The sequence below is a fragment of the Streptomyces sp. 11-1-2 genome (assembly GCF_003595545.1).
Lineage (GTDB): Bacteria > Actinomycetota > Actinomycetes > Streptomycetales > Streptomycetaceae > Streptomyces > Streptomyces hygroscopicus_B.
Genome location: NZ_CP022545.1, coordinates 687694 through 700834, shown reverse-complemented (window position 1 = coordinate 700834; position 13141 = coordinate 687694). Strand labels below are relative to the sequence as shown.

Annotated in this window: 12 protein-coding genes and 1 pseudogene; 8 read left to right on the top strand and 5 right to left on the bottom strand. The window is 70.7% G+C overall.

The features are described from left to right. The first annotated feature begins 214 nt into the window (after window positions 1-214). Window positions 215-907 (top strand): ribonuclease H, encoded by a 693-nt coding sequence (locus tag CGL27_RS03310; RefSeq protein WP_119994222.1) that lies wholly within the window; start codon window positions 215-217, stop codon window positions 905-907. Between the two features lie 92 nt (window positions 908-999). Here the strand turns inward: CGL27_RS03310 and CGL27_RS03305 are convergent, their stop codons facing one another. Continuing rightward, window positions 1000-1821 (bottom strand): maleylpyruvate isomerase family mycothiol-dependent enzyme, encoded by an 822-nt coding sequence (locus CGL27_RS03305; protein WP_119984376.1) that lies wholly within the window; start codon window positions 1819-1821, stop codon window positions 1000-1002. A gap of 72 nt (window positions 1822-1893) precedes the next feature. Beyond that, on the bottom strand, window positions 1894-2856 hold the full coding sequence (locus CGL27_RS03300) for a zinc-dependent alcohol dehydrogenase family protein (protein ID WP_119984374.1): 963 nt from the start codon (window positions 2854-2856) through the stop codon (window positions 1894-1896). Between the two features lie 165 nt (window positions 2857-3021). Here CGL27_RS03300 and CGL27_RS03295 point away from each other — a divergent pair, with 165 nt between their 5' ends. The 3 genes and pseudogenes from CGL27_RS03295 (at window position 3022) to CGL27_RS03285 (ending at window position 5939) form a co-directional block, all read left to right on the top strand. Beyond that, window positions 3022-3657, top strand: coding sequence for a TetR/AcrR family transcriptional regulator (locus tag CGL27_RS03295; RefSeq protein WP_205587610.1), 636 nt, complete (start codon window positions 3022-3024; stop codon window positions 3655-3657). A 139-nt stretch (window positions 3658-3796) separates the two neighbouring features. Then, window positions 3797-4895 (top strand): annotated as a pseudogene (locus CGL27_RS03290) (iron chelate uptake ABC transporter family permease subunit); the annotation flags it as partial. 120 nt (window positions 4896-5015) lie between these two features. Then, window positions 5016-5939, top strand: coding sequence for a squalene/phytoene synthase family protein (locus CGL27_RS03285; protein ID WP_119984370.1), 924 nt, complete (start codon window positions 5016-5018; stop codon window positions 5937-5939). A gap of 93 nt (window positions 5940-6032) precedes the next feature. Here CGL27_RS03285 and CGL27_RS03280 read toward each other — a convergent pair whose 3' ends face one another. After that, window positions 6033-6686: a hypothetical protein gene (locus CGL27_RS03280; RefSeq protein WP_162952859.1), complete on the bottom strand. Its 654-nt coding sequence runs from the start codon at window positions 6684-6686 to the stop codon at window positions 6033-6035. Between the two features lie 230 nt (window positions 6687-6916). Between CGL27_RS03280 and CGL27_RS03275 the strand changes: the two genes are divergently transcribed. From CGL27_RS03275 to CGL27_RS03265, 3 genes are all read left to right on the top strand, one after another. Further along, complete coding sequence (locus tag CGL27_RS03275; protein ID WP_119984366.1) at window positions 6917-8152, top strand: cytochrome P450; 1236 nt, start codon at window positions 6917-6919, stop codon at window positions 8150-8152. Between the two features lie 59 nt (window positions 8153-8211). Next, a complete protein-coding gene (locus CGL27_RS03270; protein ID WP_237298400.1) occupies window positions 8212-8859 on the top strand; it encodes a TetR/AcrR family transcriptional regulator in 648 nt (215 codons plus the stop codon). A 131-nt stretch (window positions 8860-8990) separates the two neighbouring features. Beyond that, entirely contained in the window at window positions 8991-10100 is a 1110-nt protein-coding gene (locus CGL27_RS03265) for a zinc-binding dehydrogenase (RefSeq protein WP_119984364.1), read from the top strand. Window positions 10101-10161: 61 nt separating this feature from the next. Here CGL27_RS03265 and CGL27_RS03260 read toward each other — a convergent pair whose 3' ends face one another. Next, window positions 10162-10962, bottom strand: a complete 801-nt coding sequence (locus tag CGL27_RS03260; protein ID WP_119984362.1) for an aminoglycoside adenylyltransferase domain-containing protein — start codon at window positions 10960-10962, stop codon at window positions 10162-10164. A gap of 111 nt (window positions 10963-11073) precedes the next feature. Here CGL27_RS03260 and CGL27_RS03255 point away from each other — a divergent pair, with 111 nt between their 5' ends. Next, window positions 11074-12522, top strand: a complete 1449-nt coding sequence (locus CGL27_RS03255) for an MFS transporter (protein WP_205587609.1) — start codon at window positions 11074-11076, stop codon at window positions 12520-12522. Window positions 12523-12537: 15 nt separating this feature from the next. Here the strand turns inward: CGL27_RS03255 and CGL27_RS03250 are convergent, their stop codons facing one another. Continuing rightward, on the bottom strand, window positions 12538-13044 hold the full coding sequence (locus CGL27_RS03250) for a hypothetical protein (RefSeq protein WP_119984360.1): 507 nt from the start codon (window positions 13042-13044) through the stop codon (window positions 12538-12540). Window positions 13045-13141 lie beyond the last annotated feature (97 nt).

Below are 13141 nucleotides of genomic sequence, written 5' to 3'. Positions count from 1 at the left end.
AGCCCGAACACGTGTACATAGTGTGCCCGTTCGGCGCGGATCTGATGAACGCCCCGTGGTCAAGGGAAGGGCCGGCCGCCGTCGACCGCGGCTCGTCCGAGGACTCGCGTGAGGAGTGGGAGTGGGCGGCTTGGCCCGCCATCGGCACGGACGGCAGACCGCCGATGACCAGGTCTCCGCCGTGCCGGATGCGGAGTGCTGGCAGTATCGACGTATGGCTGAACAGATCATCGCCGCGTGTGACGGGGCATCGAAGGGAAACCCCGGGCCCGCGGCCTGGGCATGGGTTATCGCGGGCACCGACGGTGCGCTGGAGCGCTGGGAGGCCGGGCCGCTTGGCACCGCGACCAACAACGTGGCCGAACTCACCGCACTGCAGAGGCTGTTGGAGTTCACCGACGCGGCCGTGCCGCTGGAGGTGCGCATGGACTCGCAGTACGCGATGAAGGCGGTCACCACATGGCTGCCCGGGTGGCGGAAGAAGGGGTGGAAGACCGCCTCGGGATCCCCGGTGGCCAACCGCGAGCTCGTGATGCGTATCGACGAGCTTCTGGGTGGCCGCAAGGTGGAATTCGTCTATGTTCCGGCGCACCAGGTCGACGGGGACCCGTTCAACGCGGCAGCCGACCAGGCGGCCAGCCACACCGCCCGCACCCAGGAGCCCGCGGGCACCTCGCTCGGGTCCGCCCTGCCACCGCCCGAGGCCCAGACGGCGACACGCTCAGCGGGCCGCGGTGGCACGGCGCGACCGCGCACGACGGCGGCACAGCGGGGGACAGGCACCCGCTCCAAGGCGTCCATCAAGGCGAAGTTCCCCGGCCGGTGCCGCTGCGGCACGCCCTACGCCAAGGGTGAGACGATCATGAAGAACGCCGACGGCTGGGGCCATCCGGCCTGCGCCACCTGAGCCACGGGGCATCCGCGGCAGGCCACCCGAACCGCTCCGATCCAGTCCGCTCTGATCCGGTCCGCTCTGATCCGGTCCACTCCCTGGCCGGATCAGGGCGCGGCGAAGAGCGTGGGGAACCGTGGGGCGAGCCAGGGCTTACGGCCCCAGGCGAGGACGTGGCCCCTGGCGGCGGCGCCCCACGGACCGAGGCGGCCCAGCGCCATCAGAAGGAAGGCGACGGGCTCGGTGAGGATGGTGCAGTCCGGGCGGCTCGGCGGGTGCGGGGTGACGGTGACAGCCCCGTCGGTGAAGGTGGCGCCGAAGCGGGCGCCACCCCTGAGGCGGATGGTGAAGCGGGCGGTGAGCCCGGCGGTGGCCGTGGTGTCGACCACCCGTGGCATGGCCGTGATCAGGAACGGCAGGGTCAGCTCGACCCGGGCCCGGTTGAGCATATGCGGGCGGCCCAGCGCACGGGCGAGGTCATAGCCGTGGCCGAGCATATGGGTCAGCAGATACGACCCCAGTACGTCCGGGCTCATCGGGCCCATCGGTGTGACCAGTTCGCCGTGTGACGCGGGCCGGGCCGCCGACCGGAGGAAGGCGTCGGCCTGCTCCACGATCATGGCGGCCAGCGGCTCGGCCCGGCGCTCGGCGAACGCGGCGAGCGCGAGCTGGTTGGCCTCGGCCAGCCCGTGCGGCGTGCCGTCCCCGTAGCTGCGTGTCTTCCCGTCCGCGAGGTGCGCCATCAGCTCGTTGGCCTGCGCCAGATGCGCCGCCGCCTCCCCGACCGTCCACCGTGACCCGGGCACCGGAGCCCCGGTGTCGGGTGCGCCGCGCAGCGTTGTGGCGATGTCGGCCGCGGTGGCGCGTATCGCCTCATCCAGCCCCGTGGGCCACGTGCCGCCGTCGCCCTGCCCGCTCACGGAATCCACGCGCCCTCCCTGCACCGAGCCGGGGAGCTTCCCCGGGGTACGTACCCTGTCACGGCCCCACGGCCGCCACGATCACGGTGTCAGCACGATCCTGCCGAACACCTCGCCGGCGTCCATTTTCTGGTGTGCCAGCACGGCTTCCTCGAGCGGCAGCACCTCGTGCACCACCATGGGCAGCTCGCCGCGGCTCGCGGCAGCGAACTGCTCGGTCCGCACCGCACGTCGATCGGCTTCGGCCACGGTGTCGGCGCTGAAGGTGGCGAAGGACATCGACTTCTTGAACGCCGCCATCATCGTCATGCCGAAGTCCGCCGGCGGCTGGCCCCCGACCATGCCAACGGCCACCATGCGACCGTTCGGGTTGAGCTTGGCGAAGAAGGACGGCATATCCGCACCGGCGACGATGTCGATGATGACGTCGTAGCCCTCGGGAGCGTCCTCGGCTCCCTCGCCGGAGCGGTCCAGCACATGGGTCGCGCCCAGCTTGCGCAGGCGGTCACCACGCTCGGCCGACGAGGTCGTGACCGCCACCGCGCCGGCACCGGCACGAGCCGCGAGCTGGACCGTCATGATCCCGATGCTGCCGGCCGCACCGCGCACCAGCAGGGACTCGCCAGGCGCGAAGTGGGCATGAGCAAGGGCGAAGTGGGCCACCATTCCGGAGCTTCCGAGCGTCACCGCGTCGACCGGCGACAGGTTCGCGGGGAGGGGCAGGATCTCCTCGACCGAGGCAATCGCCTGTTCCACGTAGCCGCCACGCACGCCGGTGAACGCCCATACGAGCTGACCGACCCATGACGTGTCGACGCCGTCGCCGACCGCGGTCACGATGCCCGCTACCTCGCTGCCGGGGATATGGCCCTCCTTGAAGCCGTAGGTGGCGAGAACACCGCGTCGGATCACGACGTCGACGCCGCCGACGCCGATCGCCTCATTGGCGATGAGTACCTGTCCCTCGGCGGGAGTGGGGGCAGGGAGGTCGATGAGTGCCAGACCTTCGGGGCGTCCGAACGCCTGGATCGCGACTGCCTTCAATGTCGTCTCCTTTGTCCTGGGGAGGGGCGGCCGGGATCGATGGGGACCGGCTGAGACCGGTCGGCCCCGGTCCCGGCGCCGAGGGGCCGCACCCGGAGAAGCGCCGTGCCTCCATGCCTTCGGACGCTAACGGACGCCCCCGTCCGTTTGGCTAAAGTGAGAGCGGTGACCGACCGTTTGCCTCACACCCTGCGCTCCGACGCCCTGGACAACCGCGAACGCATCCTCGACGCGGCCCGCGCGCTGTTCGCCACCGAAGGTCTGAACGTGCCGATGCGCGAGATCGCCCGGCAGGCCGGGGTCGGCCCCGCCACCCTGTACCGCCGTTTCCCGACCAAGCAGATGCTGGCCACCGAAGCCTTCGTGGACGAGATGCGCGCATGCCACGTCTTCGTCGACGAGGGGCTCGCCGAGCCGGATCCATGGCGTGGCTTCTGTCTCGTGATCGAGAAGACCTGTGAGCTGCACGCCCGCAGCCGAGGCTTCACCGAAGCCTTCATGTCGACCTTCCCCGACGCGATGGACATCGCCGCGGAGCGTGCGTACGCGCTGAGGTCGATCGCCGAACTGGCCCACCGCGCCAAGGACGCCGGCCATCTGCGCCCCGACTTCGTCCTGGACGACCTGGTTCTCATGCTCATGGCCAACAGGGGTATCCACACCACATCGAAGGCCACCCGGGTCGCGGCTTCCCGGCGCTTCGCCGCGCTCGTCATCCAGGCATTCCGCGCCTCCCCGCAGCACTCGCCGCTCCCGCCGGCGGCACGCTTGGCGCCCGCGGCACCAGGCAAGATCATGTGAAGGCGGCACCGAAGGCGTGTCCCTTGTCCGGGTGGTCGTGTAACCGTCGCGTCGGCCGGCCGGGCGCCCCCTCCCCAGCGCAGGCGAAATAAGGTTAGGCCAACCTTCGTTTCGTGGGAGCTGCTGAAGAGATCTCCGAGTCGCCGTACCGACGGGTGTTGCCACCAGCCTGGTCGGCGCCGTCTTCCTGGTCGTGATGGCCACCCGGGTCCGGGACGGTGCCGGGGCGCCTCCTGCCGACCGGTTGCGCATCCGGAGCCGGGCCGTCTTCCTGGCCACCACGGCCGTGCTCGCGGCGGTGCTCGTCGGCGTGACGATCGCCGCCGTGCTGCTGGGGGACAGCAAGCTGTTGCTCGGCGACGTGGTGAACTGGGCACAGGGCAGGGCGGGCCGGACCGTCTCCTTCGTCCTCGACACCCGGATCCCCAGGGTGCTCGCGGCGCTCCTCGCGGGCGCGGCACTCGCCCTGGCCGGAACACTCGTCCAGGCCGTGACCCGCAACCCGCTCGCCGAACCCGCCGTCCTGGGCGTCTCCGGCGGGGCCGCGCTCGGCGCCGTGCTCCTCGTGACAACGGCGCCCGTGGCCGGGTCGTGGGGGATGGCCGGGGCGGCGTTCGCGGGCGCCGCGGTCAGTTCCGTCCTCGTCTTCGGGCTCGCCGCCAGAGGCGGGTTCCAGCAGAACCGGCTCGTCCTCGTCGGATTCGGCGTCGCCACCGGAACCGCGGCGCTGATCAACCTGCTCATCGTCCTCACCGACCCGTTCAACGCGACGAAGGCGCTCACCTGGCTGTGGGGCTCCACCTACGGGCGATCCCTGCCCGATGTGTCGCCTCTCGCGGCCGTGCTCGCCGCGGGTGTGCTCGTCGCGATGGTGGGGCGCACGGAGCTCGACCTGGTGTCGTTGGACGAGGACACCCCCCGGCTCCTGGGACTCCGGCCGGCACGGGGACGCCTGGGATTCCTCGCCCTGAGCGTCCTGCTCAGCGCCACCGCCGTGGCAGCCGCGGGCACGATCGGCTTCGTGGGCCTCGTGGCACCACACGCGGCCCGGGCCCTGGTGGGCCGACAGCACGCCCGGGTGGTCCCGGTCGCGGTCCTCCTCGGCGCCACGCTCGTGTGCACCCGCGGACCTGCTGGGCCGCACGGTGATCGCCCCGGCCCAGCTCGGTGCCGGCCTGATGACCGCAGTGATCGGCACGCCGTACTTCCTCCAACTGCTCGTGCGCAGCCGCCGCTAGCGCGCGCATCGAAGTGGCGTGGCAGGGGAGACCGAGGCGTGCCCCGTGTCCGCCTGGTGGTGCGGCATGCCGACGGTAGCCTCTACCGCGGACGACGGCACGCGGGCGGGAGGGTCGGGCATGAGCCTGTGGGGCAGGGCGCTGGATGCCGCGGGGATCAGTGACCCCCGGCTGCGGGAGGACTATACGCACCAGCGGAAAGTGGTGGCGGGCTACCGGCGCAGCTCCTACCTCGCCGCGCGCCTGCTGCTGCCCCCGCCGTTGCTGCCGCATCTGATCGCGGCGACCGCCTTCATGCATCGCACCGACACACTCCTCGACAGCGGCCCCGCCGAGGAGCGTGCCGGGGCCTTCGCGGATTGGGTGAAGGAGGTGCGTGAGGGCCTGGCCGGTGGCGGAAGCGAGCATGCCGCCGTACGGCCGCTGCTGCACACCGTCTCCGCGCACCCAGGGCTGCGCGACCGGGTCGAGGACTTCCTCGACGCGGCCCCACTGGAGCTGGAGTTCACCGGATTCGCCACCGAGGCGGACTACCAGCGTTATGTCGACGCGTATGCGCTACCGGCGTTCATGCTGATCGCGGGCCTGATCGCAGGGGAGGACACCGCGGCGGAGGACACCGCGGCGGGCTACCGCGAGGCATGCCGCGTGTACATCGACGGCAGTCAGCGCCTGGACTTCGTCAACGACCTGTCCGAAGACCTTGCCGACGGGCGCCTGAATCTGGTGCGGGAGACGCTCGACGCGCATGGTGTCACCCGCGTCGACCTGGAGAACGCCCGGGACACCGCCGGAACCCGGAGCCTGCTGGCGCACCTGCTCGGCCAGGCTCGCCAGTCCCTGTCCACCAGCCGGAGCCTGGTCGGCCTCGCGCCGCCCGAGGGCCGGCCGCTGTTCCGCGCCATGATCGAGATCGAGCAGCTCACGGCCACGGCAGCCGCCGCCAAGGGCCCCGGCGTGCTCCGCGCCCCCGCCCGTCCTCCGCTGTCGACCACCGCTCGGGTGCTGCTCCGGGAGCGCCGCCGCGCCCGTCATCCGCGCTGAACGTGACACACGCGCTCGTGAGTGCGGAACGTGGCACGCGTACGTGGGTGCCGAGCGGGCAGCGGCACAGCTTGCCTCGTCGCCCGGGGTCTCTCAGGAAGGGCGTGCCTCGCTGGGCTCGGCCGCGCTGGTGTCCGCGTCCAGGGTGGCAGTCGAGTAGAAGACGGACTTCTGCTGCTTGGTGCGGTGTGCTTGGCCCTTGGCGACGAGTGATTCGAGGGTGCTGCGGACGACCGTGGGCTTGATGTCGCGTTCCGGAAGAGCCTGGGTGAGAGTGGCGGTGATCTCGGCTGCGGAGCGGGGCTCGCCGTGCTGGGTGAGGTCATTGCGCACGAGCTCCCGGAGCGTGGGCGCGCCCGCTTCGCGTACCGGCTTGCGGCTCGGGCGGCTGTCGGCCGACTCCGCGCCCTTCCGCTTTCCGCTGGTCGCGTCGGCCTTCTTCCGGGGCTTGCGCTTGGCAGGCAGCGCCGCGGATTCCCGTGTCGCGGACGAATCATCCTCAGGGTCGCTGACGCCACCGTTCTCCGGTGCGCCACAGGCGGCGTCGTCACCAAGAGTCTCTCGCATGCTGAGCAGAAGCGTCCGGTTGCCTTCCAGCACCGCCAACTGCTGTTGCAGTGAGGCGATTTCGGAGCTGAGACGCTCGTGTTCGGCGGAGTTGCGTTCCAGATCGGCGGCAACCTGAGCCGCGTACTGGGATTTCAGGCTGGTGTTATCGGCAGGAGTGTCCACTACAAGCTCCCTCATCTGGGCGCACACCACGTTGGTGCTGGATGGTACATCCGTGTGATTGCCACGCGGAGGCTGATCCCGCCGATGAGCTGGCGCGGTGGCCGCGGTCACTGCAGGAGGTGCACACGCGGTCGGCCTCTCGGTGGCCATGTTCTGACGGCCGGACAGCCCTTGCCTCACTCAGCCTGACACTCGTAAGGTGACGTGTGTCAGGCTGCCATCAACTCCTCAGCAAGGAAGGCGAGATGACGACCACCGCATCCGATACCGCTTCCACCGAGGAAGCTCCGTTCTTCCCCGCCCCGCGCACCTGTCCGTTCAGCGCACCTCCGCGGCACACCGCGTTCCGGGAAGCCGGCGGTCTCCACAAGGTCACCATCTGGGACGGCTCCACACATTGGCTGGCCACCCGGCACGCGGACATCCGTGCCGTTCTCTCCAGCCCGTCCTTCAGCGCCGATGTGCGCAACCCCGACTTCCCGCTGGTCCACTCCAACCAGCCCGAACACGAGGGCGGTCTGTTCCTGCGGCTGGACGACCCTGAGCACGCCCGGCTGCGGCAGATGCTCACCAAGGAGTTCAGCGTCAAGCGCACGCAGGCGATGCGCGAGAACCTGCTGCGGATCACGGACGAGTTGATCGACACCATGCTCGCCAAGGGCGGCCCGGCCGATTTCATCCGGGACTTCGCGCTGCCCCTGCCCTCCCGGGCCATCTGCCTCATCCTCGGCGTCCCTTACGAGGACCACCACCTCTTCGAGCGGCACGCCAACGCCGGGACGGACCTGGACGTCAGCCACGAGGAGCGCGCCCGTACGCAGCGGGAGGCGTTCGCGTACTACGAGGCCCTCGTCGAGCGCAAACGCCGTGAGCCCTCGGACGACATGATCAGCCGGCTGCTGGCCCACCACATCGGCCCGGACGGGTTCGCGCCCGAGATGATGCCCGTCCTGGTCGGGATCCTGGTCGGCGCCGGGCACGAGACCACCGCCAACATGCTGAGCCTGGGCACGGTGGCGCTCCTGGTCAACCCCGACCAGCGCGACCGGCTGCGGGCCCGCCCCGAGTTGGCCCCGAGTGCCGCGGAGGAGATGCTGCGCTACTGGAGCATCGTCTCCACCGATCCGCGGCGTGTGGCCCTTGAAGACGTCGAGGTGGGCGGGCAGCTTGTCCGCAAGGGCGAGGGAGTCATCGTCTCGCTGATCGCGGGAAACCGGGACCCTCGCGCCTTCGGTGCCAACGAGGACGAGTGCCCCGTGGACACGCTCGACATCGCGCGCAACGCCCGTCGCCACGTGGCGTTCGGATTCGGCTCCCACCAGTGCCTGGGCCAGAACCTGGCGCGGGTGGAGATGCAGGTCGCCTGGCCGCGGCTCTTCGAACGCATCCCCGGGCTGCGGCTCGCCATCGCCCAGGACGACCTGCCGTTCAAGAAGAACTCCATCGTCTATGGCCTCAACTCCCTTCCGGTCACCTGGTGAGCCGGGCGGACCCCTGACGACGGAAGGACTGGCCGTCGAGGTATCGCAGAATGAGGTGCATGAACGAGGACACCGCCACCGACACCACCCGCAGGCGCAATCCCCGCGGCCAGGGGGACCGGCTCCGCGCGGAGATTCTGGCCGCCGTGGCACGGCTCCTCGACCAGAAGCTCACGGGAAACCCGCTGCCGGTGTCCCTCCGGGAGGTCGCACGCGAAGTCGGCATCGCAGCTCAGAGCATGTATCTGCACTTCGCCGACAAGGACCAGCTCGCCCGCGCCGTCGCCGAGGACGGCTACCAACGTGTCGTCGCGGCCATGCGCGACGCCGACGCCCAGGCGGCCGACCACGGAGCCGACGCCGGCGAACGCCTCCGCGCCCAGGCGAACGCCTTCTGCACCTTCGCCCGCACCGAGCGCGGTGTCATCCGCCTGATGTTCGGTCATAACTCGTCCAGCTTCGGCGAGCCCGGCCAGACCCACCCGGCCCGCCTGCTGTGGCGGCAGTGGCTGGACGCCATCCACGCATGTGAAGAGGAAGGACTGAGCTGGCCGGATGGTGCCGAACAGACCGCGATCCTCCTGTGGTCCGCCCTCTTCGGCCGCTTCGCCCTGTGGACCTCCACCTTCGGACGCCAGGACGCGCAGGAACTCACCACCTTCGTCGACCGCACCGTTGACACTCTGCTGCGCGACGCGCACCGGTGACGGGGCCTCAGGGCCTGCCGGCGGATGCGCCGCATACGGCAGACTGCGTGCGGCATCATGATCACTCGCCGTCCCGTACTGGCGCGGTGACCGGCCGCTCGACCCGGCGAAGCACCTGAAAGGAACCACGGATGACCTTGGACGCAGGACCGATACGCTCCGGCGCGCACTCAACGGCGGACGCCGTGGCGGACGCCCTCCCGGCCACGATGCGCGCGGCGCGGTTCGACACGGCAGCGGGCACGCTCACGGTCGAGGATGTGCCCGTGCCCCGGCCGGGAGCGGGCGAGGTCGTGGTCAAGGTGGCCGCGTGCGGCATCTGCCAGTCGGACCTGAGTCAGCTCGACGGCCATATCGCGCCCCGGCTGCCGGTGGTCACCCCCGGGCACGAGGCGTCGGGCGTGGTGGCGGCGGTCGGCGACGGCGCCGGGCACTGGAATGCGGGCGACCGGGTGGTCCTGGGCGCGGGGAAGGCGTGCGGCACGTGTCCCGCCTGCCGGTTCGGCGGTGGCACGAACACCTGTGAAGACCTCCAGGTCATGGCCTTCCACTACGACGGGGCCTGGGCCGAGTACGTACTGACCGACGCCACCACGCTCATCGCCGTGCCCGACTCCGTACCCCTGGAACACGCCGCCGTGCTCGCCGACGCCGTGTCCACCCCGTACGGCGCCATCGACACCGCCCAGTTGCGGTCCGCCGAATCCGTGGGCATCTGGGGGCTGGGGGGCCTGGGCACCCACCTCGTGCAGCTGACCCGCATCTGCGGCGCCTCCCCGATCGTCGCCCTCGACCCCCTGCCCGCCGCACGCGAGCGTGCCCTCGCCCTGGGCGCCGATTTCGCGCTCGACCCGACGGACGAGGACACCCGGGCCAGGCTGCAGGAGATCACGGCGGGCAAGGGCCTGGACGTCGCCTTCGACTGCGTCGGCCGCGCGCCCTCCTTCACCCAGGCAGAGCGTGCCCTCGGCCATCGAGGCCGCCTGGTGCTCGTCGGCATCTCTCCCGACCCGCTGTCCGTGGGCCCCGAACTCCACTTCGTGCGCAACCGCCACACCGTGATCGGACACACCGGGTATCGCATGGAGCATCTGGAGGACCTGGTCGAGCTGACCGCCCGGGGCCGTCTGGACATCTCCGGGTCGGTCAGCGCGATCCTGCCACTGGAGGACGTGAACGAGGCCATCCGCCGGCTGCGTGACCGGGAGGGCAACCCGATCCGCATCCTGCTGCGGCCCTGAGCCGGGTCCGCGGTTGGCGAAGGCCGTTCTGTCGATGGGGCCTTTCGCCTGGCCTCCCCGCTCAGGCCCCGGTCGTCCGGGTGGTCTGATCGACCCGTTCGCGTACCCAGGCCAGGAAGGCTCGCACCTCGGCGGCGGGCAGGTGGATCGCGGATGAGCGGGGGCGCTCGAAGCTGCGCACCGCGGCCTCGATGAGCGGCCGGAAATCCTCCTCGGCCAGGGCGACTTCCCGTGCCGCCCCGCGCTTGGCCAGCCAGCGACCCGTACGGCAGAACACCACCGAGCGGCAGCCGTTGAGCACACGGTTGTCCGCGAGGTGACCCTCGCCGTCGCTGTGCTCACGGACGGAAGCGCGGATCGCGGCGAGCAGGTCCGGTCGCTCCGGCGCGGCGATCACCTCCCGTGCGGGGCGGCCGAACAGCGAGAGCGCGGTCTGATGGGCGACGGAGCGGTCGATGACGTACCAGAACGCCGGCGATCGCGCCGCGTCGAAGCTGGCCCGGTTCGGCAGCAGCGGGCCGGTGTTGAGGTCCAGAAGGTACCCGGCCGCACCGGAGGGGCGGCTGAGGAAATCCGTTCCGTAGACCACCAGTTCCAGGCCCGCCGCCGGACAGGGCAGCTTTGGGTGGGCGAGGGCCCCGGCCAGGTCGGGCAGGGCTGGTCCGGGCAGTGACGGCTCCACGGCAACCGTCACATCGACGTCGCTGCGTCCGTGCCGATAGTCCCGCAGCGCGAGGGAACCGACCGCGACGACACTCACCAGATGAGGCCCGCACACCGTGCGGGTGCGCCGGACGAGTTCCTCCAGGTAGGGCCGCAGTTCGGTGGGGAGGAACGGCGGATCTTCGCGAGGATGGGCCACGTGTCCAGTATCCACGGCGTGATCCGGGCCGCTGATTCTCTCTCCGCACCCTATTTATCCCCTATTCTGCCTTTTGTTGTGGAGCCTTCGCGAGCGGACGGAGTCGGGGACGTGGCGTTCGCGGAGTCGACCGGTGGCGGCGATCCCGCGTCCTCTTCAGAGTCCGGCCCGGTGACCGGCATGCGGCACTGGGTCCCGCTGCTGGCCGTGTGCGCCGGGTACTTCATGGTGATCCTGGACGTGACGGTCATCAATGTGGCCGTGCCGGTGATCGGCCGGGAGCTGTCGGCTTCGCTCACCGGCATCCAGTGGATCACCGACGGGTACACCTTGGTCTTCGCCGGGTTTCTGTTGAGCGGCGGTGCGCTGGGGGACAGGCTGGGAAACCGCCGGATCTTCTGCACCGGCGTAGTGGTGTTCACCGTGTCCTCGGCCGCGTGCGCATTCGCGCCGAGTGCCCCCGTCCTGGTCGCCGCCCGGGCGGTGGAGGGTCTCGGCGCGGCGTTGATCGTGCCCGGCTCACTGGCTCTTCTCCAGCAGGCGTATCCGGCTCCGGCCGCCCGCTCGCGGGCCTTCGGGGTATGGGGCTCCATCGCGGGCATCGCGGCCTCGGCGGGGCCGCTGCTGGGCGGGCTGCTGGTCTCCACCGTGGGCTGGCGGTGGGTGTTCCTCATCAACCTGCCCGTCGGCGTCGCCTGCCTGGCGCTGACGCTGCGCCACGTGGCACCCTCCGACCGGCTCACCGCCCGGGCTCTGGACTGGCCGGCTCAGTGCGCGGTGGTGGCAGCGGTGGCCTTGGTGACCGCCGCGCTCAACGAGGTCGGCCGGCGTGGCTGGTCCGATCCGGCCGTCCTCGCCGGGGTGGGCCTGTCCGTACTGGCCGCGATGGCGTTCCTGGTGCGCGAGCGGCTGGCCCGCTCGCCCGCCGTTCCGCCGAGCCTGCTGCGCTCGCGTGCGCTGGGCGGCGGAGCCGTCATCGGCCTGCTGTTCAATTTCGGCTTCTACGGCATGGTGTTCACCGCCAGCCTGGACTTCCAGCACCAGCGCGGTTACAGCGCCCTCGTCACCGGCCTGGCGCTGTTCCCCGCGGTGGCGATGACCATGTTCGCCTCCGTCCTGTCCGGGCGGCTGGCCCGCACGACCGGTGATCGTCCGCTGGTGTTCACCGGCATGCTTCTGGCGGGCCTGGGGCTGGCCGGCTGGGTCGCGGCGGGAGCCGACCCCGCCTACCCGCTGCTGGTGGCCCCGATGATGGCGGCGGGATTCGGCACCTCCTTCGCACTCACCGGTTCCGCCTCCACGATCATGAGCGCCGCGCCCCCGGCCTGCTCAGGGACCGCCTCCGCCTTGTTCAACACCACCCGCCAGCTCGGAAGCGCCATCGGCGTGGCGCTCGGTGGCACCCTGCTGGCCACGGCTGCCGACTACGGCGAGGGGCTGCGCACCAGCATGGCCATCGGCGCGCTCGCGTATCTGGCCGCCGCGGGTCTCGCATGGTTCTGCGTACCGCCCAAGGTCAAGGGTCAAACGCCTGATACGGAGGCTCGCACATCCCGCTGAGCGGTTGCCGCCACCTCATGGAACGTCGCGCGCGGCCTCGGGCTCCCACGCGTACACCGCGGTTACGGCGTTGACGAACGCGCTGTGACGTTCCTCGATCCGACTCGCCATCCAGGACTCGATCGGCTGCCCGTCGTCGAGGACACGTTGCACGCTGATAAAGGTAAGTGACAATTCGTGGGCGGCGTTTCGGACCGTCTCGGGACCTACTACCTTGACTCGTAATTCAGCCGAGCGGAACCGTTGTTTCGCTGTCTCTGCGGCTTCTGCTTCTGTCGTAGGCAGGATGAGCGCGTCCGCGTACGTGTCGATGGCCCCCAAGATGACCTGATAGGCGTCATGCCGCGCCTGCAGGAGCCATCGCTCCGACTCCGCCTGCGCCTGGTCCTTCACCTGCCGGCGCGCGGCCTCCACGGTCTTCTCGCCGCCGATCCGCGCCGCGCGTGCCGAAAAACCGCCGCCGATGAGGGCACCGAGAAGGGCCGCCATGCTGGCGAAGAAGGCCGCGAGTCCTTGATCCATAAGGTCTCCCTCTGCCCCGCGCCAGTCGGCGGTGTCGACGGTGGACGCCTCCTCGGCTTCATGCGGACCGCGGACCGCGGACCGCGGACCGTCCGGA